Origin of the sequence: Bradyrhizobium sp. ISRA442, from assembly GCF_038085055.1 — a bacterium.
GTDB lineage: Bacteria > Pseudomonadota > Alphaproteobacteria > Rhizobiales > Xanthobacteraceae > Bradyrhizobium.
The window spans coordinates 1-24,486 of record NZ_JALGCN010000026.1 but is presented as its reverse complement, the minus strand read 5'-3'; the positions used below and the strand labels follow the sequence as shown (position 1 = coordinate 24,486).

Here is a 24,486-nt window from a genome sequence, read left to right as displayed (position 1 = left end):
AGAGCTCGCACAGTATCAGACGTCAAACGGCGCGGCATATGATCGAAGAATGAGACGGCGAATCTCGCGCGCTGTCACGTCGCGGACGATGACGGCACGCAAAAGATCATTCGACGAACACGGCCATCGATAGATGAATGGCTCCCGCTCGAATTCCAGCTCCCTCGCGCCGTTGCGAGCCGATACGTTATTCTTAATTCTCCTCGGAATATTTGCTGCGATCGCAGGCGGATTGACGGCAATGGTCGGGGGAGCGATTCCCCTTGTTCTTTATTCGTTGCCGATTGCCGCGGCGGTGGTTCTCGCCAACTACCGGAATGGCGTCTGGCTGTTGGTGTTACTGTTGCCCTTCGCGTCAACCTACATGGTTCCGCGTCAGATATTCGGGGTCACGGGACTTAATTCGGAAAACTGCCTGCTCGTACTCACGTTGTTGTCGTTAGGCTTGGCTGCGCTCTTAAGCCAAGTGGCCGTTCGGTTTCCCCGTCTGCCGCTGGCACTGCTGGTTTATATCGCACTGATTGCTTTTGCTGCCTACCGGGGCTCCGGTTCGGCAGAGCGCGGAATCACACCTCCAGGCGAAGAGCCTTTAACGTTGAATAGATACCTGCTGGATGGTTTCGCGAAGCCGATGATTATCGTTGTCGTGGCTTGGCTGGCGGCCGTGGTCTCGCGAAATGGAAATGGGCGACCTCTGATCTGGGCGCTCGCACTTGCCTACGTTGCCTTCTTCGGGCTCATAGTCGGTTACCTCGTCGTCAACGGTATAAGCCTGCACATTCTCGCATCCGCACGAGAACGCGGTTTTCTCAATTGGACCGGAATGCACGCCAATGAGGTCGGCCTCATGGCGAATTTGGGGTTTGCGACCCTGCTTTACACGGCGGCCGCCACCGTCCAACCACTGCCGCGCCTGACGCTCTTTGCATGCGCCGTTGCCGCCGCCACGACAGCGGCCCTGACCTTTTCTCGAGGCGCTTTTTTCGGCCTTGCCATCATCGTTGGCTATTATCTGTTCAGCCGGCGCCGCGCAGGCCAGTTTGTTCTTGCGCTGTCGATCATCGTCGGTGTCGCCTTGATATTGCCCGACGCATTCGTCGAACGGGCGACGACGGGGTTCGCCACGGAGGATACTCAAGCAATCACGGCCGGTCGCCTCGACACAATCTGGCGCCCACTATTGCCAACGTTCTGGGAAGCGCCGATTCTCGGGCATGGCCTCAGTTCGACCCCGTGGGCCACTCCCAATCTCCGCGGAACCATGCTGCCGGTCGGACACCCCCATAGCGCCTATCTCGGCGTTCTTCTTGATCTGGGGATGGTGGGTGTCCCAGTCGTCGCAGCTTTCTTCTGGTCGGCTTGGGCCATGTTCAGGTGCCTCGCGAAGAACCATGCCGATCCCCTATGGCGTGGGGTTTTCGAAGGAGGCGCCGTTTGCCTGATATGCCTCGCCGTCCAGGGATTAACGGATGACCGATTTGTACCGACCTACCCGCAGGCGGCTCTTTGGTTGTGTTACGGGCTCGCCCTCGGCCAAGCCCAGTCAACCTGTTCGACTGAAAGAACGCATCCATGAAGGTATGTTTCGTCGGTCTTGAAAACCTCCCGGTCCTTGCCCCCGAATACAATCACCATGGTATTGGCGGGGAGGAGGTCCAACAGACGCTACTCGCGAAAGCACTCGCCGCTCGTGGATACCAGGTTTCCATGGTCGTTGGGGATTACGGTCAGTCCGACGCGGCCTCCTGGCACTGCGTCACCACCTACAAGGCATATCGCGCGGATGCGGGTCTTCCGGTACTTCGTTTTGTTTATCCCCGTTGGACCGCAACTTGGGCGGCGTTGATGCGGGCCGATGCCGACGTCTACTATACGAGTTGTGCCGGGATGCGTGTCGGCTTGGTCGCGATGTTTTGTCGTCGGCATGGACGCGGTCTCGTCCACCGACTGGCATCCGACGTAGATACCGATCCGGAGAAGGTGCTGATACGCTACGCACGGGACAAGAAACTCTACGAATACGGATTAAGGAGGGCTGATAGCGTCCTTTGCCAACACGCCGGCCAGCAACGCGCGCTCTTGGAAAATTACGGATTGACGAGCGTGGTCGCTGACATGCTGGTGGATCCGCCGGATCGGCAGCTGGATCGTGATCAGCGCGACTTGGAAATTCTTTGGGTCAGCAACCTGCATGGCCTCAAGCGACCCGAGCTCGCGATCGAGTTGGCGCGTCGCATGCCCTCTCGTCATATACACATGGTTGGCGGTCCACAACCGGGTTTCTCTGATCTGTACATTAAGATCGAGTCTGCTGCGAAGAGACTGCCGAACCTGACGTTTTGCGGTCGCGTACCTTATCACGACGTAGGTGACCTCTATGACCGCGCCAAAATTTTCGTCAATACCTCGGACACGGAGGGTTTTCCCAATTCCTTTCTTCAGTCCTGGCGTCGCGGCATTCCGGTAATATCATTTTTTGATCCTGATGGACTTATCAAGCGCGAAGGCCTTGGTGCCTCGCCCCAATCCATCGATGAGATGGCTTACATTGCCGACTACTTGATTGCCGATGAAACAGAATGGCGAAAGGCGTCCGAGCGATGCAGGAGCTATATGGACCGGATGCACGGCGATCACGTGGTGCTGAAGCCCTATGTCGCTGCAATCGAGGAAGCGGTTTGCCGAAGGAAGAAATGACGCGCGTCGAGCGAACCGGCGTGGCGTAGCGGCGACGCGAGCGAGCCGATGACGCATCTGTTGTGTCGGCTGCGTTCGCAACCGGCAACGCTTGCGCGCGATTAGACTCCTGATCGAGGGCGATGTATGCAGGAGAGATGGCATGCATGCGCGTAATGCGCGTCAGCGCGTCCATGGCCTCATTTCCTTATGCCCGATGCGCAGGAAGCACGAAAGCCTGCTGGACGAGGCGCACAGAGGGGAGGCGCGTGGCATGACGTCAGGGATTCGCCGCAAGGCAGGTTTTCTGGCCGGTGCAGGGCTGCTCGAGTATGCTCTGCAAATGGCGCTGCCGGTCATCCTGGTCCGCTACCTGACCAAGCAGGAGTTTGGAGACTACCGCCTGATGTGGTTGGTCGCCACGACAGGGTTGATCCTGTTTCCCCTTTTTCTGCCGCAGTCCCTGTTTTATTTCCTGCCGCGCGCTGCTCCCGGAACCCGGCCCAAGCTGGTGGGAAATACATTCGTAAGCCTGTTCGCGCTCGGCGGTCTCGCGATCCTCTTGCTTCTGGTGCTGATGCCCGTCTTGCCTGGCTCGATCGCGGGCTTGCAGCGCCACTCGCCGCTTGTGCAGATTTTCGCCGGCACCTGGATATTGGCGTCGATTCTCGACGTGCTGCCGAACGCGGATGGAAGAGCGGAGTGGCAGGCCTGCGCAACGGTCGTCCTTGCGACACTCAGGCTGGCCGCATTGTCTGGTTTGGCAGTCGCGTCCGGCGATGTGGGCTGGGTTCTGGTGGCCATGTGCGGCGTGGCTATGGTGAAGGTCGGAATAGCGCTCGGCTACGCCCTGTTTGCTGCGCAGGAAACGGGACTCGGATTCGACGGGGGGCTCGCACGCTTGCAATTGAATTATTCGTTGCCGTTTGCTGTCGCGCAAGGGCTTTTCGCTTTGCGCGTACAGGCCGACCAATGGATCGTGGCGGCGAATTTTTCGAACACGGCCTTTGCACTTATCTCGATTGCGTCGATGGTTCTGCTCGTCGGAGGATTGATCCGCCAGCCTCTGAATAATGCTCTTCTGCCCAATATCAGTTCCTTGCTAGGCGAAGGCAAGCTTGATGACGCCTGCGCGCTGATACAGAAAGGATACCTCGTGCTGGGACTTATGCTGCCCCCAGTCCTCGGATTGCTGATCTCGACCGCGGACGAGCTCGTGGAAGTTATATATACGCGCGAGTATCTGGGGGCGGTGCCGCTCATGCGGATTTATCTCTTGGGACAGGTGGCAACCGTCTTCGCGGCGGGCCATTTGCTTCAGGTATTTAGATTCGGCGGGCAGGCTGCAATGATCGGCGCAATATCTCTTGTGGCATCGATTGCTTTGAGTATTCTTGGTCTCCAGTTTTTCGGACTTGGCGGCGCGGTAGCAGGAAGCACCACAAGCCTTGTTCTTTTGGAGTGCTGGGCCTTGAACAAGGTCGCCAAAGCACTGCAAACCAGCATCGCTCAAATGATACGGCTCGATCAGACTTGGAGAGTCATCGTTGTGGTCGCAGTCGGTGTGCTCGTCGTCCACGTCCTCTGCTCCGGACTGGACGCATCCGTCTTTCTGCGTCTCTTCGTGAAGTCTTTGGTCTTTGTGATTGCCGTGCTGCTTGGGCTTGCGCTCACGAACATGCATCGGTCGCTCCTATCTTTCCTTCCTGAGCGGGACCAACGGAGGAAGCATGATCCTCTTTCAACTCGCTAGAAGCATGCAGCGTCACAATATTCGCGGCGGCAGCTTTCTAATGAGGCAATTAGCCGTATTCGGATTGTTGCGTCGGACTACGCAATATGACCTTGGAGGCGTCAGATTCAGCGTGCCGCTTCATAAGCTCACCTGGGATAGGAAAGATGTATTTGATTACGAAAGGCGGTTTATCGAAGCATTCCGGCAAGCGATCGCACCACTTGAAAAAGCAACGCTCATTGATTGCGGGGCGGATATCGGCACGTTTTCTACGCTTGTCTCCCTCAATTCCAAAATAGCCCGGATCATTGCGTTCGAACCGAATGCCGATGTCACCGATATTCTCAGAGACAATCTCTCTCGGCTGCCGCTCGCGTCTGAGGTAATCGGAAAGGCGGTCAGTAATTTTGTTGGCCGAGGATACTTAGAAAGACCATTTTATGATCCACATGATCACGCTCGTTTCTTGCAGCCGGGAGATGGGCCGATCTCCGTTACCAAAATCGATGCCCTGAATATCCGTGGCGATATCGCCGTTAAAATTGACATTGAGGGTGGTGAGCTTGAGGCGCTCCAGGGAGCGAAGGACACGATCGTCGCTGCAAGACGCTGTGTCATAGCATTCGAGGCTCACCCGATGGTCTCGAAGCGAATCGGCCGCGATCCGGTCGAATGTCTTCGGCTCTTGGCCTCGCTCAGGCCCTTCCGATTTCTGGTCTCCGAAACGGGAACATCGCCTCCTCTGTCAGAACCTCTCATGCGGCCGGGTCAAACTGAAGTCTGGAACGTGATCGCAACATCTTCCCTAAATTAACCTAGCAAATTGTCGGCCCAAGCGGCTTTGAAATTTCAAAAAACACTACACCCACTTACTGGCGGCGGTCGAGCGATCCCAGTCCCGCTACAGCCTAATGGTTCCGAATATCGAACAAGAGTTGCTGCACGGTTGCGCGCTCGTGTTAGGGCGCCCAAGCAAACTTCCATGGTGATGAAGATGAAGGACAAAGAGGCATAGCGCAGTGTTCACCAGCCCACCGACCTATCAGGATGGTGCTTAGCCGATGGAGGGCCGTTCCTCATGCGCTTGGCCCGTTTCATTATAGGCGCCGCAACGTATATTAACGGTCGAATACAAGGTTGCGTCCAAATGGCGGAAGATAGGGATCGGGGAGAAATGCCACTGCGTATTGCTATGAGGCGTTTGCCATGAGGTGTGGCTGAAGCACGTGACGCTGCTTTGGGCCAACGGCATGCGTACCATTCCCGATACGGTTGCCGAGCTAGGGCCGGGAGATTCGCTAGGGACCGGACTGGATATTGTGACCCAGCCTCGGGGAACTATGGCAGAAAACGACCGGGCGGAGGCGGCGAATTCGTGTGCGGTTCTGACGCTTGCTGCCAACCGCCTCCCCCCGGGACGCCGAGACCGTTGCGTTGCGGAACACCAGGGTGTCCCGGCATTGTTCGGACGGCGGGAGATGGACCTGTGGGAAAACTGGGGGCCGCTGTGATGATTTTCCTCAAATTCTGGGAGAACTGATGCGGCGCTTCGCTGAGCGGACAGACCGCGGGCAATGGGCGCTATTCCCAGAATGCTTGATGACGAGGCCAGAAATCGACAGGTCCACTCTCAAATTGAGATCGCGCGGGACGGATAGGCAAGTCAATATGAGCTGTCCTTTGTGGAACTTACGAGCGTATAATTGTGGGGAGCCGGGTGACGGAGAGCCGAATGTCCTCAGATGGGCGGCCACATGTGGCTGTTGTCGTGCCCCAAAATCGAGCGTGGATCTGGCATCGTAGGCTTATTTCGATACTTCAAGCCAGTTTTGAGGTGGATGTTTATACGAGCCCACACGCTCCAAGCTATCCGCCCTCCCTGAGATTATGGATGCGCGTCGAGGCCCACCTTGAAGAACTTGACCTCGTCAAGATGACAAGCATCTTAGGAAAACCGTGGCCGGACATTGCAAATAGTGCGTACTCACTCATCATAAATCTGTCCGAAGCGCCAATACTGGCCGCGTCAACTCCAATTCTCGAGCCTCGCTTTGATGAGTCCGCTGATAGTATCAGTCTGTTTGTTTCTTTGCTTAATCGTAAGAGTCCGTACCTGTCGATCTGTCTGGCGCGGAAGGTCGAGCCAACAGTCGCTTCCTATTTGGCGATAGAAAATCGAGCGGAATTAACTCGAGGGCTTCAGCTCTGCTTTGCGCGCCTTCTGGCACTTACGGAACGAGCGATTTATCATTTGTCGAAAGGCACACAGCCCGCCGTACCATCCAGACCAGCGAGTGCCGACCAAACCTTTTCCAAAGTGCTGGTCCTGCGCTTTGCGTTTCGGTTTTTCTTGGCGAAAGCCCTGGATTTTGTCTTAGGAGGGCTGAAACGGCGCGAGCATTGGTCTGTTGGACTCTTGTGGTCCGATAAGTGGGAAATCCCAAACGGGATCCCTCTGCATAAGTTTATAACGGTGCTTGACGATCGGCGGCGCTACTACGCTGATCCGTTCGTGTTCAGCAGTGAGGGCCAGAAGTGGCTGTTTGTCGAGGAGTTTAACTATCAAACCGGTAAGGGTATCATTTCTTGCATGCCGGTATCGACCGGACATAAGCAGACCACTCCTCAACCAACGTTAGTGCGTCCCTATCACCTATCCTATCCTTTCGTCTTTCGGCACGATGAAGTCATTTACATGCTACCTGAGACGGGGGGTAATCGCACAGTGGAGCTCTACCGAGCTCGATCGTTTCCATTCGATTGGGTTCTTCACCAAGTTCTTATCCGAGACGTTGATGTGTACGATGCGACGCTATTGCGGCACCAAGAGAGGTGGTGGATATTTGCTGCGATTGCACACAGAGATGGTTCGTCGCAAGACGAGCTTGGAATTTTTTACAGCGAACATTTAGAAGGGCCTTGGCGAGCGCACGAACTAAATCCCGTAAAATCAGATTGTCGATCGTCTCGTCCGGCAGGTCAGTTTGTCATATATGGCGACCGGCTCCTGCGACCTGCACAGGATTGCGAGAGCGGTTACGGGTCTGCTCTCGTGTGGTTAGAAATCGAAGAGCTTACCACAGACCGATTCAAAGAAAGAGAGATCGCCAGATGGCCAGGAAATGCCGCACTGGCGGATGGCATCCATACTGTTAATTTCGACCAAGAGCTTGGCGCAATTGACAGGAGACAAGCTGTTTGGAAATTCCCCTTTTTTTGGTCTTCACGTTAGGTGACTGAGCATCTGGCGCCTATTCTGGCGAGCCAAATGATGTCCCATTCGCGCATGCACGAGCAAAGGACTGCTTGCCCATCAGGCGGCAGAATGGCGAGTGCTAGCTGGTGCGCGACTGATGAAGCGCCGGCGCCGCTCCGATGACAAGGCTCTAGGCATTCTCGAAGATTGGGTCGGTTCGGCGCAGGCGATCGCCAGCGCCGCCTAGGCGACAATAACGTCCGGTGTTATCTCAGGTAGATTTGCGGATGTGCCCGCGTCCGCGCCACCCGCTCCCAGCGGGTCAAGGGCATCTCCGCGCCGATCGCGATCTGCGAATACGCATCGATCTGAGCGTTGTGCTACCAGGCGTTGTTGCCACGACCAGCTAACCGCTCACCGGCGCCTTCTTTATCGCCGGCGGCTAACCCCAAAGAGTTGGCCGAGGCCGTCCTGCGAGGATTAGGGTTTGTAGCCGGCAAGGTTTCGCGACCTATCAAGACGGGCCATATATAGCCATGTGGCAGCAGGGGAACGGGGTTGTGTTCGGAACCAGGCTGTGGCTCGCCGCAGCCGTCCTCGCGGCGACGTGGAGTCTTTTGGTGGCCATGTCCCTTCAGGAGGGGCCGGACCGGACCACGCGGGCGAACCAGGAGGTGGACGGCGGCGCGTCCGCATTGCGCAAGTCGATGTTGCACGATCAGGCGGCGCCGGTGGAGCGGGATCTAGCGGCGATGGGCCGCAACGTCGAACCGCAGACGGCCACGGCCACGAGGACCGTTGACGAGGTCAGCCCAGCAAAACAGCAGGAGAACGCAGGCTTGGCGGAGTTGCAAAACTCCTTGCAGCGGGAACGCGACCGCGCGAGCCGGCTGGAGCACGATCTTGCAGTGGCGCGGAGCGATGTCGCGACGCAGACCTCGCTGGCGGCCAAAGCGGGTGCTGACGCAGACGAACTGAAGAAGATGGCGGACGCAGGCGCGGATTTGCGCAAATCGCTGCAGCAGGAACACGACCGCGCGAGCCGGTTAGAGCAGGATCTTGCGGCAGCGCGGCGCGATGTCGAGACGCAGACCGCGCTCGCAGTCAAGGCGGGGGCCGAAGCAAGCCAACTGAAGAAGACAGTGGACGCACGCGCGGATTTGCGCAAATCGCTGCGGCACGAACGCGACCGCGCAAGCCGACTGGAGCAGGACCTCGCGGCGGCACGGCGTGATATCGCGACGCAGACCGCGCTCGCGGCTAAGGCGGGGGCCGAAGCAAGCCAACTGAAGAAGACGGCAGATGCAGGCGCGGATTTGCGCAAATCGCTGCGGCACGAACACGACCGCGCAAGCCGACTGGAGCAGGACCTCGCGGCAGCGCGGCGCGATGTCGAGACGCAGACCGCGCTCGCGACTAAGGCGGGCGAGGAAGCCGCGACGTTCAAACAAGCGGCGGAAAAAAGCTCCGCGGAGCTGAGGCAATCGCTCCAGCAGGAGCACGACAAGTCGGAGGCGCTGACACAGGAGCTCTCGACAGCGCGAACAAAGATATATGCCTACGAGGCTCAAGCGCGTCAGGCCAGCGATCAGGCCGCAGAAAGCGGCACAGCGGATTTGCGCAAATCGCTGCAGCAGGAACACGACCGCGCGAGCGGGTTGGAGCAGGACCTCGCGGCAGCGCAGCGCGATGTCGAGACGCAGACTGCGCTCGCGACCAAGGCGGGCCAGGAAGCCGCGACGTTCAAACAGGCGGCGGAAAAAAGCTCCGCGGAGCTGAAGCAATCGCTCCAGCAGGAGCACGATAAGTCGGAGGCGCTGACACAGGAGCTCTCGACGGCGCAAACAAAGATATACGCCTACGAGGCTCAAGCGCGTCAGGCAAGCGATCAGGCTGCAGAAAGTGGCACGGCGGATTTGCGCAAATCGCTGCAACAGGAACACGACCGCGCGAGCGGGTTAGAGCAGAATCTCGCAGCAGCGCGGCGTGATGTCGAGATGCATACCGCGCTCGCGACCAAGGCGGAAGCCGAAGCAAGCCAGCTGATGAAGACGGCGGACGCAGGCGCAGCGGAGTTGCCCAAATCCCTGCTGGAGCGCGATCTGGCGTCGGCACGAAGCAATGCGTCAGCGCCTTCGATTGTCGGCGTCGATCAGCTCAGCACGCAATACGAGGCGGAAGCAGCAAAGCCGATGGGAGCAGAGCAGCCAGCCGTCGCCAACACACGCGTCGACGCCCAGCCTACGGCCGAGGATGCCGCGAAAATCGCGAGGCTGCTTGCGCACGCGCACGTGCTGCTTGGTCGTGGCGACATCGGCTCAGCGCGAATTGTGCTTCAGCGCGCCGCCGAAATGGGCAGTGCCCAGGCAAACTTCACGCTCGCGGAAACCTATGACCCACTCATTCTTTCCAAATGGGGAACATCTGGGACGCGCGGCGACGCAAATATGGCGCTTGATCTCTATGCCAGAGCTCTGGCCGGTGGAGTCAAGGAAGCGCAGGAGCGGTCCGACGCGCTGCATCGATAGCGCAAGCCGGAAGAGCGCGGGCCCGATGTATGGCGTCGCGAGTGCGTCGTGGGTCTATAAGTTGGCCGATGAATAGGCTCGTGTGATGGTGCCCGCTTATGGTCGCAGCTTTGGCTGCGCTGTTCTTGGCCATTCCGCCTTCCCTGGTGGATGCGCAAGCGAAAAATGTTCGCCCCATAGCCGATCGCAGCGGCATGATCGCGCGGTCTGTGCGCCATCGGCTTGTTTCGGCGAGCGCGGCACGCGATGTCCGCCACGGCAGCGGTGGTGCTAGCGTCAATCTGCAGACGCTCCAAGGGAGCGCCTCTTTCGAGCAATCGTCAGTCTCTGCAGGCGAGCGTAAAATGCTTGTGCCCTTCGGGCTGTCCAGCCCCCTGCTTCAAGCCCGGAGGAGCAGGCGGCCCACCATATGTATACGCGTTGGTGGGGCCGCTGCTCGCTTCGGGAGACCGAACGATTGGCCATGATGGATCGCTCCAGATTGGTCTTACGCATGTGGAGGGGCAGAGACCACAGGTCGTCGCCACCCATCGCGAGGATAGCATTGTCCAACTGTAGGAGAACGCATGTTCGACGCCGAAACGACTGCGCTATTCACAGCAGTGCTTGAGGAAGTATGCGAGAATATTTCCGTGTATGAGACCGGCGCCAGAGCGCACGTCGCTTCCAAGATCCTCGAAACTGCGGCAAACGGTCAACTCTCAATAAATGTCTTGAAGGCAGCGGGCCAGAAGCCCTGAACGCGCCTACGATGTGACGCTGACTACTCTTCCGAGCACTAGCCGTCGCTGGCAGGCGCCCTTTCTCGCGCAAGCTCTGGAGGCAGGTTCACCGCGTCCTCGGTCATGGATGGTTCCTCGAATCGGGTTGGTGTCGCAACCCAAACCTTACCGATGAATCATCGGTGACCACTCGCAACGTCGCTCGCTACAGCGCGATGTGGGACTCGCGTCGCGAGCGGCTTTGCGGATTAAGGTGAAGAACCGCAGCCTCCCCTGCGATGGAGCGGAGCTCTCACGGTCGACGGCTCGGCACACTGCCCCCGCCGAAACGTGTGCCGAGCCTAGCCAGTCTTTCGCTGGTCGAATTCCCGACCGGCTGACATCGATATTGTCACAACCATGCGGTTCTGAAAATTGCGTGGCGGCAACACTCGCGAATTATCAGAACGCACATGGCGGGTAGCTTCGGCTCGAACGAATGGCGCCATGCATCGGCCGCTATCAGGCCCGAATCTCAGTTGTAAGCTCGGCGGGTCGGGGTTTTCGATCGATTTCCAGCGCTGCTGCGAATGAAGCTCCGTCTCCCGCTCCATCGCTATTCAGCCCCCAGCCCCAGATGGAGCGGGGTCTTGAGCGCGCAAACGTTGCGGTCTTCGACCAACAGGCCTGGGACGCGGCTACCACCTAAATCCGCGGCCATCAGGAGCACTGTACGGATGTCCCCTTGCCGTGCTGGAAGATTTCGAGATGAAATCATCCAAGCCGAAGGAATGGACTGATCTCGAACGTAGGAAGCTTTCGGCGATGATACGCCTGCGGTTCGTTGCGTCTGAAATTGCCGCCGCTCTCCGCCGGCATACTGGCTCAGTAAGGCGGATGGCGCGAGAGATGGGGTTGACGTTGAAGAAATGACGGCAAGCTTTCCCCGCACCGTCGATAAGCCCGAGAATTCGGCCCTCGGCAGACCTCGCGGCCGACCGTAAGCGCTCCTTACTTGTGACGAGATGTTCCCTCTTGACTCAGCTCGCCCTCAGTTCTGGCTATGCGGGTCGCGTCTGTCGGCCGGACGAGATCCGGCTCTGGACTCAAGCCGTGTCTCGTTCCCCGTGTTTCCAATCAGCGCAGAACGGCACTCCAGGTAGCTTTAGATCCCATAGTATTCGCGGTACCATTTGACGAACTTGCGGATCCCCTCCTCGGCGCTGGTCGATGGTCGAAAACCAATGTCCCGCGTCAGATCATCGATGTCAGCGTACGTCGCCGGGACATCGCCGGGCTGCATCGGAAGCATTTCCTTCACGGCAACACGACCCAGCTCCTCCTCGAGCAAGGAAACGACGTGCATGAGCTGCTCGGGCGTGTTGTTCCCGATGTTATAGATCTTCCAGGGCGCGGCGCTGCGTGAGGGATCCGGAGCGTTCGTCGGAGCCTGCTGCCCCGGCGCGGGCGGCCGATCGATCAGCCGGACGATGGCCTCCACGACGTCGTCGATGTAGGTGAAGTCACGCGACATTTGCCCGTGATTGAACAGCTTGATCGACCTGCCCTCCACGATCGCCTTTGCGAATATGAACAACGCCATGTCGGGCCGCCCCCACGGTCCATACACCGTGAAGAACCGCAGGCCGGTGGTCGGCAGCGAGAAGAGATGGCTGTAGGCATGAGCCATCAACTCATTCGCTTTCTTGGAAGCCGCGTAAATGCTGATCGGGTGATCGACGTTGTCGCGGACCGAGAACGGCAGCTTCTTGTTCGAGCCATACACAGAGGATGACGAAGCGTAGAGAAGGTGCCGACATTGGGTATGCCGACAGCCCTCAAGGACGTTCATGAAGCCTTGCAGGTTCGCGTCGACATAAGCGTGCGGGTTCTCCAGAGAATATCGCACGCCGGCTTGCGCCGCCAAATGCACGACGTGGGAAAAGCGGGATTCGGCAAAGAATGGAGCGATGGCCTCGCGATCGGCGAGATCCTTCCTGATAAAGCGGAAGGACGGAAACTCCCGCAGCACACGGAGGCGCCCTTCCTTCAGCGTCGGATCATAATAGTCATTGACGACATCGAGACCAACGACGTCCCGACCGGCCGACGCAAGCCGGTGTACGACGTGAAACCCTATGAAGCCGGCGGCACCGGTCACCAGAATCTTTTGATCAGTCATTGCGCCTGTTATCTGCTCAGGAGCTAAAGTCGCCAGAGTTCTATCTCGGCCGGCTTGCTCGCCCGCTCCAGCCGGGACTTGACGTCCAGGACTAGACCTTGTCCCTCTTTCAGGAGCGTCTGCAAGAATGGCCAGCCCAAATTGATGAAAGTGTCGTGCGCGACGGCGAGAACAACCGCGTCGGCCGGCTGCTGCTCTTTGTGATCGGAGAGTTCAATTCCATACTCGTCGAAGGCTTCGATGCGGTCCGCCCAGGGATCGCGGACCTGAACCTTGATACCGAACGATTCCAGTTCGCGCACGATATCGATAACCTTGGAGTTGCGTAGATCCGGCAAGTTCTCCTTGAACGTCACGCCCAACACGGTGACAACGCCGCCGCGGGATCCTCTCTTCAGAAGACGCCGAACACACTCTCGCGCAATCCGTGCGCCCATGTCATCATTGATGCGCCGTCCCGCGAGGATGACTTGAGGATGGTACTTCGCTATCTCGGCACGATAGGTCAGATAATAGGGGTCGACCCCGATGCAGTGCCCGCCGACCAGGCCGGGCTGAAACGGGAGGAAATTCCACTTCGTGCGGGCAGCCGCCAGCACATCGCCGGTATCAAGATCAAGCGCATGAAAGATCTGCGAGAGCTCATTCATGAAGGCGATGTTGAGATCTCGTTGTGTATTCTCGATCACCTTGGCCGCTTCAGCGACCTTGATCGAAGGCGCCTGGTAGATGCCGGCCCTGACGACCGCGCCATAGACCTCGGCGACGATCCTGAGCGACTTGGCGTCTTGCGCAGATACCACCTTTTGGATGGTTTCGAAGCGGTGTTCCTTGTCTCCGGGATTGATCCGCTCGGGGGAATATCCGACGTGGAAATCAACGCTGGCCTTGAGACCGGAGGCACGTTCGAGAACCGGCACGCATTCCTCTTCGGTTGCACCGGGATAGACCGTCGACTCGTAAACGACGATGTCTCCCTTCTTCAATGCGCCACCGACGGACCTCGATGCACTCAACAGCGCGCGGAGATCGGGCTTGTTTGCGCCATCAATCGGAGTCGGAACCGTAACGATGAAAAAGTCGGCCGCGGCCAGATCACCCGGCTGGTCAGTGTATTCAATCCGGGCGGCATGCAGATCAGCCATCTCGATTTCGCGCGTCCGGTCCTGACCTCGACGCAACTCGGCGATCCGCTCCGCGTTGATGTCGAATCCGATGACGCGATATCCGGCCCGACCAAACGCCACCGCCACTGGAAGCCCGACGTAGCCGAGGCCTATGACGCCAATGTTTCGGATAGTTGGCAAACCTGTCCGCTCCCAGAACTGCGCTGCAACGTCTCGTTAGCTAGGAAGCACCTCAATTCCACTTCGAGAAATAGCTGATCAGCTGATAGGCGTTTCTCAAACTTCCAAATCGAAATTGGTAAAGAGCCGGAATTGATACCTCCGGAGCCACTCGAATGATATCGCGGCTGAACCGTCCCTTTCTCTGTAGGAGAATTCTGAACCGCTTAAGCATCTCCTCGCTGGATAGACCTTTGGTTCTCTTGCGGGCCGCGATGATGGCCTGCGCTTTCGCGAACAGCTCAGGACTGATCACCGGCTCGAAGGCACCGACTTTTCGGATCCACCGTTCGGGCGGGCCCGGCTTACACTGCTCTCGAGGACGAAACGAGTTCCGATTATAGACGATGTTGCCAGATTGATAAAGGTATCGTGCCGCGATGCCGCGGCGCTTCAGGACGACGATGACGTCCGCCATCTCCTCCGCCCCAATCATCCGATCGTCCCTTACCCTCTCTCCGGACACCCACATGCCTTCAACCGCAACGTGAACCTCCTCCGAATGAATGGACACCTGTAGTAGGCTCTGAGAGCCCGGAGTTGTCGAATGGAAGTGGTCAACGTCGGTCGTTCACGGCCGACTACAAGCGCTAGGCCGTTGAACTGGTGGTCTCGAGTGGTCGATCGATCCGGGTGGTCGCCAAGGAGCTCGGTCTGCACGATTCGGTATCGCGACGCTGGGTCGACAAGTTCCGGCAGGTGGCCGGCATCGGCGACGTGGCGCCCTATCATGCAGGCAACGCCGATGTCGGCGGACCAGGCTTCGGAGATCGCCAGGCTGCGCCAGGAGAACGAACGGCTGCGCATGCAGCGCGATATTTTAAAAAAGTCGATCGCGATCTTTGCCGGAACCCGGACATGAGCTTCCGCTTCATCGAGGACCATCGCGACAGCTATCCGGTGCGGTTGAACGTACCGTGCTCGAGGTCTCGCGATTACGCCGGGCGCGAGCGCCCGGAGAGCGCCGTACAACCTCCAATGCTGTGCTGCAGGCCGAGATCCGGCAGCTCCATCGCGAGAGCGGCCAGCGCTATGGTAGTCCTCGGGTCCACGCCGTCTTGCGGACGCAGGGACCAGCCGTGGCCGGATCGAACGGCTGATGCGACACGGCATGGCATTCGGGCGATCATGGCGCCGCCACGTCGGGTCCGCACCGTCACGATCTGCCGGTCGCGCCGAACCTGATCGCGCGCGACGTCACTGCCGCAAACCCAAACCGGGTCTGGCTTGCCGATATCACCTACATCCCGACAGCCGAGGGCTGGCTGTACTTGGCGGCCGTCATGGACCTCTTCAGCCGCAAGATCGTCCGTTGGGCGATGCGCCATCACATGTGGGTCGAACTCGTTTCCTCCGCGCTATCGATGGCGCTCCGCCAGCAGCGACCCGCTGCTGGATTGATCCATCATTCCGATCGCGACGTGCAGTACGCTTCACACAAATATCGCGCGGCCCTTGCCGTCGCCGGCATCAGCGCATCCATGATGCCGCAAGGCCGACTGCTACGACAGTGCGCCGATGGAGAGCTTCTTCTACACCCTTAAGACTGAGTTCGTCCGTCATCGCCAGTATCAGACCCGTGCCGAAGCCCAGCGTGATATCTTCGCCTTCATCCAGGGCTTCTACAATCGAACCAGGCTCCATTCCGCCATCGGATATATCCCTCAGATCGAGATGGAGCTAAAAGCCGCCTAAACCAGTCCACTTTTTTCGGGGGAAGATCATGTTGCATACTAGCGCAGGAATTCCGATGGGCCCTAAATTTCTAATGGAGGCACGACCTGAATTTCAAACGGCCCCAAGTGGGGGCCGCCAACCCGCTTGATGCGGGTTTTCCTCCAGCAGTTGGGGGGCACCTTTCGGCTGGGGGCCTCAAACAGACGCTTTGCCAAGCTGATTGTTCCCTACCCTCGTTCAGACAACGCGTTCCGGGCAGTGAGCGCCTCGAGGCAACCCCGCGAACAAGACACTCGCAACAACGCCGCCTGTTTGAAATTCCGACACGGCGCTGCTCCAGCCCGGGGGTGACCGCAAAATCCCGGTGAGGATTAGTCTGAATGGCTTACGCGAAGATTCAGTGGCCAGCGTGGTTGAGGCGGCCTTTATGAGTAGCGCAGGACGCCTACGTCATATCCATCCACAAAATGCTCACGTCGTTCACTCCACCTGAAGTCAGCGAACGCTTCGGGATCGCCGGTATGTTTTCGCCATAGGATACCGAGCCCGTTCAAATTTAAAGTGTAAATGGCTATTTGCGCTGACGTGCTCGGTGCGCTTCTCTGCGGACTATGACCACCAAGTTTCACGAGCACCTGTTTTTCAATACGATACCCGTGTCGGCTGACCGGTACTCCTAACTAAGCACATCACGCCGATCGTCGGCGAGGGCTTCCGACCGTCTGCTCGCGGACGTGCGCTGGAGACCGGGTTCGTCAATGGCGCGTCTTCCTTGGCTCGCCTTCAACTTCCTCGATGATCCCCTGTGCTCCAAGCGCGATTGGGGTGGTTCTCACACACCCACCCAAGGCCGCGACAGATCGGACAATTCGGGTCATTCAATGCGGGACTTCTCCTTCAGGTCGCGAATGCGGATTTCAGCCTCTTCTCGTGAGGTGACGATCTCTGACTCATCCGGCACGCGTGCTTCTTGCTGAGTCTCTTGAGCTCGGCGAGCTGTTCTTCCGTGAGCTTGTCCATCTTCAACTCCGCAATGGCCTCGACAAGATCGACCTTCCTCATCGAGCTACATCGGAGAAAACGCTTCTAGGAACGCCGCGCTCAGCCCCTTGAAGGAGCTTGCCCTTAGTAAGCCTTCGGATGTGATCTCCCGGTACTCGGCATAGTACTTCGGTTCGACCCATGTCGCCTTCGGCTTCTTAATCGGCTTCGTGAGCTTGGACTTCGGGCTCACCACCGCATCAAGGGCATTCCTAAATTGACGGGAGGTGGTCCGGCTCCAGCCCGTACCGACCTTTCCCATGTTGCGCAGTTCGTTCCCTTCTTTCTTGCCGAGGTAGAGCGCGGCAACGCCTGTGGGATCTTTGATGAAGCCGACGACGGAAACTTCTCACGCTTGACCGTCTTCACCCTGAGCCAGGCTTCAGTCCTCTCGGAACGGTACGGAACGTCGGCGCGCTTGGAGATAATGCCTTCAAAATTGAGCTTGTTGGCATGCTCGAAGAGCGCCTGACCGTCGCCTCTAGGTGCTCGCTGTAAAGTACAGGCGGTTTTAAGTCGTAATCGTCAAACAGCTTCTTGAGCTGCCGCTTGCGCTCTATCTGAGGCGTTTTGCGAAGGTCCTTGCCATCGATCTATACGAATCAAAGGCGTAATACAACAAGCGATCTTGGTCCCCTCGAGCGAGTTCTGCTTGCAATTCGGCGAGTCGGCTCGGCCTTCGTGGACAACAACGACCTCGCCGTCGATGATCGCCTGAACGGGTAGGTCGAAGGCACCGGCAATGTTGGAGAAGCGCTTGATCCAATTGAGCCGGTTGCGGGTGAATGCCTTGCCGGTGTTCGCCGTCAATATGGAGTTGGATACGGTAACCGTCGTATTTGATTTTGTGGAGCCAGTTCGCGCCCGAAGGTGCTTTGCTCCTAAGCGTGGCGAGCTGAGGCTTGATGAAGCCCGGCATCGCAGGTGCTTTGGTAACCTCGCCACTTATGCAACTCACAGAGCGCCCGCCGTCAGGGGCGACGGCGGGCAGTCTACAATACGAGACACAATGCACCGCCGCAAAAGCGAATCTCTTATTCGATCACTTCAGTGGCGCGCGCAAGAGCGCGCCGACGATGTGGCGCTGAGAACTCCTGCACACCCATGTGTGCGCCGGTTTGGAACGATGGCTCCATCCGCGATTTCCAGCGCAGCGCAGCTTGAGATTCAGACCGGCTGATCGCTCAACGGGAAAGCCCCGCGTCATCGCGGGCTTTTGGGTGGGCCGGAGGCACGGTGAGGCCGAGCGCCTTGGCGGAGGTTTATAACCGGCTCGTAGCCGGTGATATCTGTACCGGAAGCTCGGACGGCTTCTCGCCTCTTAAAATGCGATCCACGTAGGTGGCGGCACGCCGAAACTGATCGACAAAGTTGGGTCCATAGGAGATGAGTCCGCTATAGGGTACGAAGAAGTGGCTTTCGAAATAGACCGCAAGGCAGATTGCATCGGGCAGCCATCGTATAATCAGATCGCGATGCACTACTGCGAGTGGCGTCCCAGTCACGATCAAACCGCCATCCGGGGAACGGGCGAAGGCTTCAATAGCGCGTTCAATCGCGGTTGCCTCGTCTAAGTTGACGGCACTTACCTGCATGCCGATGGCTGGCGCCGCGGATTGGATAAAAGCGTACTGACCGGCCCCGGCGGTTGTGTTGGGATCCCGAAGGACCGCAGCTCGCGTCACGTATGGCGCGATCTCCTTGAGCAATTCCAACCATTTACCGGACAAGTCGTACTCGAACTATGAACCCAGTAGCATTGCCACCCGGGCGCGAAAGACTTTGGACAAAGCCAGCGCCGACGGGATCAGGAACTGTTACGAACACCACTGGAATGATGTGAGTTGCTGCGAGCGTAGGCCCGGCGGACGCGCTGCCACTAGCCAGGATGACATCCGGAGCGAGAGTGGCTAGTTCTGTTGCATATTTTCGCGCGTCGGCGGCACGTCCTGCCGACCAGCGGGCGTCGATATGCACGTTCCGGCCATCGACCCAACCCAATTGTAGGAGCCTTGCATGAACGCTGCATGCTGACCCCGAGCGTCCAAATCGTCTCGGGCTAGTCCCGAGAGCACGCCGATGCGTCGTATTCTGTCGGCCTGCTGTGCGCGCGCGGCGTGCGGCCCCGCAGCGGCGCCGAATAGAGTGACAAAGTCCCGTCGCCTCATTAGTGGTGCCTGCCAACGGCAGATAGCCTATCACACCGTCAACTGGGGCCCTCATGTGCAAATCGGTAAATTCGGACGCCGACGTCTCAGGATGAGTCAAGAGCGCTGGTCTGAGCCTTGGCCAGGGACTTCAGGTTCCAACCTCAAATCCCGACTTCCCCAGCACCTCGGAAGCTGTAGCGAAGGGCCAACGCCGGACTGGACATCTTGGCCGCGCATGGTCGATCCTCGCCGCGGGCGACATAGCACGTTCGTGTGAGAACCCGATGAAGCGGACTATGATCTCCCTGCGGCTGAGGTGGGCCCCAATCCTAGTGTTGGTCGCATTGGCCGTGTTTGCGATCGTTGCTGTTCGCTCCGTCCGGGAGCCAGTTCTGCGAGCCGCTGGGTGGGCCCTCGTCGTAAACGAGGCGGTCGCGTCCGCCGACATCATCGTCCTATCAATCGATTCCGGTGGCGCTGGGTCGCTCGAAGCGGCTGACCTCGTGCAAAGCGGCATTTCAAAGCGCGTCGCGGTTTTTGTGGAGCTTCCAAATGAGGTAGAAGTAGAGTTCAGCCGCCGGGGACTGCCTTACGAGGATCCGGGGGCAAGGCAAATTCGCCAACTAAGATCGCTTGGCGTGACGGATGTCGTGCGAATATCCAGAGTCGATGGAACCGAAGGTGAAGGCGGGGTTCTTCCGCAATGGTGCGACGAGCATCAGTTCCGATCCATCGTGTTTGTGGCAACTAAGGATCACTCGCGACGATCGCGGCGAGTGATCAACCGAGTCATGAAAGGCCATCCGACACGTGTCGCGGTCAAACCCGCGCGTTACACAAACTTTGACCCCGACCGATGGTGGAAAACACGCAACGGCATCCGGATAGAAATCATCGAGCTTCAGAAACTCTTGTTCGACATCGTGCTGCACCCAATGTCATTTTGACATCGCGCCGTTCTTAGGGGCGCCTGGCGATAGCGATAGCCTTAGCCGCGCTTAGGCGGCATCTTAGCGGCTCAAAAGATCATTTTGGTCTGTGCTGAAGTCTGCTTCGCTGCTGCAACAACGGATTCTGGCTGATTTCGGTGCGCATCCGGCGACGGCCCTGGTTAACGAGATCAATCCGAAAGCAGAGTTGATCGACGTTATCGCCGGATTGCGATGAGATGCCAGGTCGGTTGGCATTGCACCTGAGAAATCGGAATCGGCGGTTCGTGGGGGCTGGCTCCAGAGGGGATGATCAGCGAGCACTGATCCTCTACGATTGCGAAGTCACCGTCATGGCCGAGGAAAACCTGTAATGACCAGGGACGAAGTGAGGGAGGCGCTTGAGGCGCTTGCCGAAGAGAACCACAAGATAATGAGGCGCGCGGCCATCGAAGCCGATCGCCGCTACGCTGAGGCCGCCAAAAAAGAGGGAGTGGCTAGAGCGCCAGCGGATAGCGACGGGCAGCCAGAACCTTAGATGCCATTGATCAACAGATCTCCGACCACTTCATAGATCTGTGGAGCTGTCTTACGCCGCGTGAGCGGCGTTCTGAAGCTGCCAATTCCATGGCATGAGTTCGTGGATGCGCTTGGCAGGGTGATCCGGTAGGCGCCAGCACGTCGGCGAGCCAAGCCTCCGGGTCGATGTTATTGGGTTTGGCGGTGGCGATGAGGCTGTAGATGGCAGCCGCACGCCGTCCGGTCCAATTTTTCGCCCCACGGCGACCGCCCGTAGCTCACGCTCGGCAGCATTGTTAAAGGGCATGATGCTGTCGACGCCTCGTTTCCGGGTTAGTTTGCCAAGGCCGGGATAGGGGCGTCTGGAGCATGAAACGGTGGCAGGCCGTCCTGTCCATGAGCTGCGAGCTCGCGTTGTTACTTGGCCGCCCCCTACGACTTGCCCGGCTGCGCTGTGAGCGCGGATCCGTAGATGTCGTGCAAGCCACTGGCTCCTAAACAAAGGAGAACCAAGCATGAGAATCGTCGGCATGGACATCCACCGATCCTTCGCCCAGGTCGCTATTCTGGAGGACGGTGTGATAACCCGACAACTCCGCGTAGATCTTGTCCACGATAGACTTGTCGCGTTCGCCAAAACACTCAGCCGAGAGGATGAAGTGGTCATCGAGGTGACGGGCAACAGCGCGGCGGTCGAACGTCTTCTGCGCCCGCATGTTAAGCGCGTCGCGGTCGCCAACCCGAGGCTTGTTCGAGCGATCGCCTATGCGCGGATCAAAACGGATAAGATCGATGCTGAAACCCTGGCAAAGTTGCATGCTGCCGGTTTCTTGCCTGAGGTCTGGGTTGCCGACGAGGATACCTACGGCCGCCGGCGCCAGATAGCGGAGCGCGCTGGCGTCTTGGCGCAGATCGTCAGAATTAAGGGACGCATGAAGGCAATCCTACATGCCAATCTCATACCGCCCTACAAAGGCCACCTCTTCGGCAAGTCCGGGCAACGTTGGCTCGAGAGTCTGCCTCTTCCACCGGAAGAATATGCGATGCTCCAGCGTCTGATCGCGGAACTCGAACGCGTGACAAAACAGCTGTTGGAGATCGACAAAGTCGTGGCGCAAGAGGCTCTGGATGATCCACGGGCCCTCAAGCTGATGACGATTCCCGGCGTGAGTTCGGTCGTTGCTTCGACTGTGCTGGCTTCGATCGGCGACATCGCACGCTTCCCGTCACCGGATAAGCTAAGCAGCTACTTCGGTTTGACCCCTCGGATTCGACAATCGGGAGAGCACCCGGCAAGGCATGGTCGCATCTCGAAACAGGGTAATCGTGACGCCCGCAAGATGCTGGTTGAAGCGGCCTGGTCAGCCAAGACGGCGCCAGGGCCGCTGCGGGCCTTCTTCAACCGCATTCAGAGGAAGCATGGGCCTGGAGTCGCGGCCGTCGCAACGGCACGTAAGCTCGCAGTGATGATCTGGCACATCCTGACGACCGGGAAAGATTATGCTTACGCGCGCCCAGCGTTTACAGCGATGAAACTCCGGAAGGTGGCACTCAAGGCTGGAGCGCCCCGTGCCGATGGCAAGGCTGGCCCGGGTCGGGACTACTGGATCAAGGATCTCCGCGAGCGGGAAGCTGGCTACGTCGCACGCGTCGAGCAGGCGTACGAGCGGATGGTGGCGGCCTGGAAGGAGAAGCCAAAAAAAGTTGTCATGAACTGACGGGAGGAAGCGGCTAAATGTGTCCCGCTTTGGCGCGAGCTACGGTTGCATTGAGCGCTGGCGCTACCCGCCCTAGGCCCCCGGAAGGACCCGAGGAATTGCTGGCAGCAACAGCGCCCCCTGCGGTGTTCATACGAACACCTTCACGTCCTTTTCGTGCGTCCCCGCCATCAGAACCGCCTCAAGATAATCCCGGTCCAGGCACTCCCTTGTCACGATCTTAAACCGGTCAGCAATGATCTCTTGCTCGTTGCGATCATCCTTAAGCGCACGCACATCGCACTTATTGATAGTTGCGGTGAGTAACTATCCATCCCCGTAGTCCTGCCACTTGCCGGCGAACCACTCCGCGGTCTCGCGAACCAGACCGTAAGATGGACGAAAGCGGTCAACTCGGCGAGAGATGAATGCTTTGACCTTGGAGACCTCGGGCTGGCTCATGGCATCGAGTTCGCCGAGCTCGACGCACCACACGCCGCCCACCTGCATCGCGGCATCTTTGCTGCCAAGGTCGCTGATGTCGTCCGTGAACCACGGATCGAACAGTGCCTTAATGGCCGTGGATTTCTTCAGCCCCCGTTCGCTCTCCAAGCTCGTCACCGTATCTACTTTACAGCCGGGATCGAAGATCCGAGCGACAGACTGATCCTCATGTTGCGGCCGACCAGCTTCGTGTACTCAGTCTGCTCCGAACCGAAATAAGTCGAGAACATCGTGTCGAGCCGAAACACGCCGTCATGTTCAATGTGATCGAGACAATCCTGCACGGGATGGAAGCTGCGATCACGGGCCACCAACTCGACCGCTTGTGCAGTCACAGCCGGCGACACGGTAATGATCTCCATGGTCTGCAATCAGTGCGTGACAACGAGATTATCCTGTTCGGTCTACGGCGCGGTTGGAAATTCGCAGCATCGATGAACGGCTGCCGCGGCGGCACGTCAATGAGCATCATTTGATGCGAAAACCAGCATTCCTTGCCAGCGTTGCTCCCCGCGCAGCGCGAGCGCTGCATTGGCGAACAGCGGCTTGGGGAAGTCGTTCTTGGCGCGGATCAATTCATGGCCGCTCGCAATCAATTCTCGATAGCGCTTAGCAGATACACGCGATGTTCGGATGCGGGCTCCGTGGAATGAGGCCAAGGCGTTGCAGCGGCCTGTGCCGGATGAGGCTGCTCAGGATCGTGATGCGCGGTGCGGATAAAGGAAGATCGGGCGGCGGCATAGGAGAAGGAACAACCCTCTTAAGTCCGAATTGGCTCATTGGATCATAAGTAAAATCGGCTGACGGGTCCCCTTTGTGCCTTCTGCCCAAGACGGGACCCGCGCTCCGGGAGAATTCATTGTGGCTTACCCTACAGAAGAGCAGATACGGAAACGCGCGTTCGAACTGTGGGAGCTGGCGGGCAAACCCGAAGGACGCGAGGACGAGTTCTGGCGCCAAGCGCAGAGAGAATTGCAGGACGCAGAGGAGCGTTGTGACCCAAACAAAGGTGCCGACATTTGACGCGAGATGACGCTAATGCGCTGGTGTGTGTAGCGAAAACCTAGACCCGGACGTAGTGGTGATGGAGTCCGCCCAGGATGGGGAACGATTTGATGCTCCCGGTCCGCTGAATCGGGCGAGAGACCGGCGCATCTTTATCCAATGATCGATGCGTTCTGACGTCGTTGTAATAGCGCGCGTAGGATCGAAGGATTCGACGTAGATGGGCCTCGCCGAAAACGACGATATGATCCAAGCACTCGCAGCGGATTGACCCGATCAGCCGTTCGGCATAGCCATTCTGCCAAGGTGAGACCGGTGCAGTAGGCTTGTCCCGAATGCCCATGGCACGCAATCGACGAGTGACGATTCCGCCATAAATGCGGTCGCGGTCTCGGATCATGTAGCCCGGCCCGCATCCCAAGAAATGCCTCCGTGATCTGACGGGCATCCGCCGTCGGATTATTTGTGACGTTGATCCAGATGAGGTCTCTGCGGGCTTTTTAGAAAGCTGGCCCGAGCCTCGCTTGTCTAAATTTGGTTGGTGAAGGATTCAGACTGCGAGGGACTCAAGGATTAGATTACCCAGACGTGAGGCCCGGG

The 24,486-nt window shown here is 58.4% G+C and carries 23 protein-coding genes and 2 pseudogenes; 12 read left to right on the top strand and 13 right to left on the bottom strand.

All coding sequences use genetic code 11. The features are described 5' to 3' along the window. Positions 1-241 precede the first annotated feature (241 nt). From MTR72_RS34235 to MTR72_RS34205, 7 genes are all read left to right on the top strand, one after another. Positions 242-1,576: an O-antigen ligase family protein gene (locus MTR72_RS34235; RefSeq protein ID WP_280966570.1), complete on the top strand. Its 1,335-nt coding sequence runs from the start codon at positions 242-244 to the stop codon at positions 1,574-1,576. Next, entirely contained in the window at positions 1,573-2,697 is a 1,125-nt protein-coding gene (locus MTR72_RS34230; RefSeq protein ID WP_280966571.1) for a glycosyltransferase family 4 protein, read from the top strand. Before MTR72_RS34235 ends, MTR72_RS34230 begins: the two co-directional genes overlap by 4 nt. A gap of 142 nt (positions 2,698-2,839) precedes the next feature. Further along, the gene (locus MTR72_RS34225) at positions 2,840-4,429 is read left to right on the top strand and encodes a lipopolysaccharide biosynthesis protein (protein ID WP_280966572.1); all 1,590 of its coding nucleotides are present in this window, start codon (positions 2,840-2,842) and stop codon (positions 4,427-4,429) included. Continuing rightward, positions 4,407-5,225: an FkbM family methyltransferase gene (locus tag MTR72_RS34220; protein ID WP_280966573.1), complete on the top strand. Its 819-nt coding sequence runs from the start codon at positions 4,407-4,409 to the stop codon at positions 5,223-5,225. Before MTR72_RS34225 ends, MTR72_RS34220 begins: the two co-directional genes overlap by 23 nt. 1,077 nt (positions 5,226-6,302) lie before the next feature. Continuing rightward, entirely contained in the window at positions 6,303-7,643 is a 1,341-nt protein-coding gene (locus MTR72_RS34215) for a glucosamine inositolphosphorylceramide transferase family protein (RefSeq protein WP_280966574.1), read from the top strand. 590 nt (positions 7,644-8,233) lie between these two features. Next, a complete protein-coding gene (locus MTR72_RS34210; protein WP_445819665.1) occupies positions 8,234-10,135 on the top strand; it encodes a hypothetical protein in 1,902 nt (633 codons plus the stop codon). Between the two features lie 566 nt (positions 10,136-10,701). Continuing rightward, positions 10,702-10,875, top strand: coding sequence for a hypothetical protein (locus MTR72_RS34205; RefSeq protein WP_280966576.1), 174 nt, complete (start codon positions 10,702-10,704; stop codon positions 10,873-10,875). 1,126 nt (positions 10,876-12,001) lie between these two features. Here the strand turns inward: MTR72_RS34205 and MTR72_RS34200 are convergent. The 3 genes from MTR72_RS34200 to MTR72_RS34190 form a co-directional block, all read right to left on the bottom strand. Continuing rightward, positions 12,002-13,018: an NAD-dependent epimerase gene (locus tag MTR72_RS34200; protein WP_280966577.1), complete on the bottom strand. Its 1,017-nt coding sequence runs from the start codon at positions 13,016-13,018 to the stop codon at positions 12,002-12,004. A gap of 23 nt (positions 13,019-13,041) precedes the next feature. Then, on the bottom strand, positions 13,042-14,316 hold the full coding sequence (locus MTR72_RS34195; protein WP_445819664.1) for a nucleotide sugar dehydrogenase: 1,275 nt from the start codon (positions 14,314-14,316) through the stop codon (positions 13,042-13,044). 61 nt (positions 14,317-14,377) lie between these two features. Next, positions 14,378-14,782, bottom strand: coding sequence for a recombinase family protein (locus tag MTR72_RS34190; protein WP_280966579.1), 405 nt, complete (start codon positions 14,780-14,782; stop codon positions 14,378-14,380). A 185-nt stretch (positions 14,783-14,967) separates the two neighbouring features. Here MTR72_RS34190 and MTR72_RS34185 point away from each other — a divergent pair. After that, a pseudogene (locus tag MTR72_RS34185) lies at positions 14,968-16,059 on the top strand (IS3 family transposase). A gap of 879 nt (positions 16,060-16,938) precedes the next feature. Here MTR72_RS34185 and MTR72_RS34180 read toward each other — a convergent pair. The 5 genes from MTR72_RS34180 to MTR72_RS40595 all read right to left on the bottom strand — a co-directional run bounded on the left by MTR72_RS34180 (position 16,939) and on the right by MTR72_RS40595 (position 19,305). After that, positions 16,939-17,103, bottom strand: a complete 165-nt coding sequence (locus MTR72_RS34180; protein ID WP_280971308.1) for a hypothetical protein — start codon at positions 17,101-17,103, stop codon at positions 16,939-16,941. 4 nt (positions 17,104-17,107) lie between these two features. Next, positions 17,108-17,410 carry an ATP dependent DNA ligase gene (locus tag MTR72_RS34175; protein WP_280971412.1) on the bottom strand — a complete coding sequence of 101 codons (303 nt, stop codon included), beginning with the start codon at positions 17,408-17,410 and terminating at the stop codon, positions 17,108-17,110. 197 nt (positions 17,411-17,607) lie between these two features. Then, positions 17,608-17,892, bottom strand: a complete 285-nt coding sequence (locus tag MTR72_RS34170; RefSeq protein WP_341511965.1) for a hypothetical protein — start codon at positions 17,890-17,892, stop codon at positions 17,608-17,610. A 452-nt stretch (positions 17,893-18,344) separates the two neighbouring features. Then, on the bottom strand, positions 18,345-18,812 hold the full coding sequence (locus MTR72_RS34165) for an ABC transporter substrate binding protein (RefSeq protein ID WP_280966582.1): 468 nt from the start codon (positions 18,810-18,812) through the stop codon (positions 18,345-18,347). After that, on the bottom strand, positions 18,802-19,305 hold the full coding sequence (locus tag MTR72_RS40595) for an ABC transporter substrate binding protein (RefSeq protein ID WP_445819663.1): 504 nt from the start codon (positions 19,303-19,305) through the stop codon (positions 18,802-18,804). Before MTR72_RS40595 ends, MTR72_RS34165 begins: the two co-directional genes overlap by 11 nt. Before the next feature lie 277 nt (positions 19,306-19,582). Here MTR72_RS40595 and MTR72_RS34160 point away from each other — a divergent pair, with 277 nt between their 5' ends. Beyond that, on the top strand, positions 19,583-20,179 hold the full coding sequence (locus MTR72_RS34160; RefSeq protein WP_280985388.1) for a hypothetical protein: 597 nt from the start codon (positions 19,583-19,585) through the stop codon (positions 20,177-20,179). A 91-nt stretch (positions 20,180-20,270) separates the two neighbouring features. Then, positions 20,271-20,399 (top strand): hypothetical protein, encoded by a 129-nt coding sequence (locus MTR72_RS34155; RefSeq protein ID WP_280966584.1) that lies wholly within the window; start codon positions 20,271-20,273, stop codon positions 20,397-20,399. 351 nt (positions 20,400-20,750) lie between these two features. Here the strand turns inward: MTR72_RS34155 and MTR72_RS34150 are convergent. Next, positions 20,751-20,978: pseudogene (locus MTR72_RS34150) on the bottom strand (transposase domain-containing protein); the annotation flags it as partial. 232 nt (positions 20,979-21,210) lie between these two features. Here MTR72_RS34150 and MTR72_RS34145 point away from each other — a divergent pair. After that, on the top strand, positions 21,211-22,398 hold the full coding sequence (locus tag MTR72_RS34145; RefSeq protein WP_341511978.1) for an IS110 family transposase: 1,188 nt from the start codon (positions 21,211-21,213) through the stop codon (positions 22,396-22,398). 306 nt (positions 22,399-22,704) lie between these two features. On the opposite strand, the gene MTR72_RS34140 is transcribed toward MTR72_RS34145, so the two are convergent. The 3 genes from MTR72_RS34140 to MTR72_RS34130 form a co-directional block, all read right to left on the bottom strand. Beyond that, positions 22,705-22,989, bottom strand: a complete 285-nt coding sequence (locus MTR72_RS34140; RefSeq protein ID WP_280966585.1) for a VapE domain-containing protein — start codon at positions 22,987-22,989, stop codon at positions 22,705-22,707. 14 nt (positions 22,990-23,003) lie between these two features. Continuing rightward, complete coding sequence (locus MTR72_RS34135) at positions 23,004-23,243, bottom strand: hypothetical protein (protein WP_280966586.1); 240 nt, start codon at positions 23,241-23,243, stop codon at positions 23,004-23,006. A 96-nt stretch (positions 23,244-23,339) separates the two neighbouring features. Further along, positions 23,340-23,540 carry a hypothetical protein gene (locus MTR72_RS34130; protein ID WP_280971189.1) on the bottom strand — a complete coding sequence of 67 codons (201 nt, stop codon included), beginning with the start codon at positions 23,538-23,540 and terminating at the stop codon, positions 23,340-23,342. 157 nt (positions 23,541-23,697) lie between these two features. Here MTR72_RS34130 and MTR72_RS34125 point away from each other — a divergent pair, with 157 nt between their 5' ends. Continuing rightward, positions 23,698-23,904 (top strand): DUF2934 domain-containing protein, encoded by a 207-nt coding sequence (locus MTR72_RS34125; RefSeq protein ID WP_341511964.1) that lies wholly within the window; start codon positions 23,698-23,700, stop codon positions 23,902-23,904. A gap of 40 nt (positions 23,905-23,944) precedes the next feature. Here MTR72_RS34125 and MTR72_RS40590 read toward each other — a convergent pair whose 3' ends face one another. Beyond that, entirely contained in the window at positions 23,945-24,229 is a 285-nt protein-coding gene (locus tag MTR72_RS40590) for an integrase core domain-containing protein (protein WP_445819662.1), read from the bottom strand. Positions 24,230-24,486 lie beyond the last annotated feature (257 nt).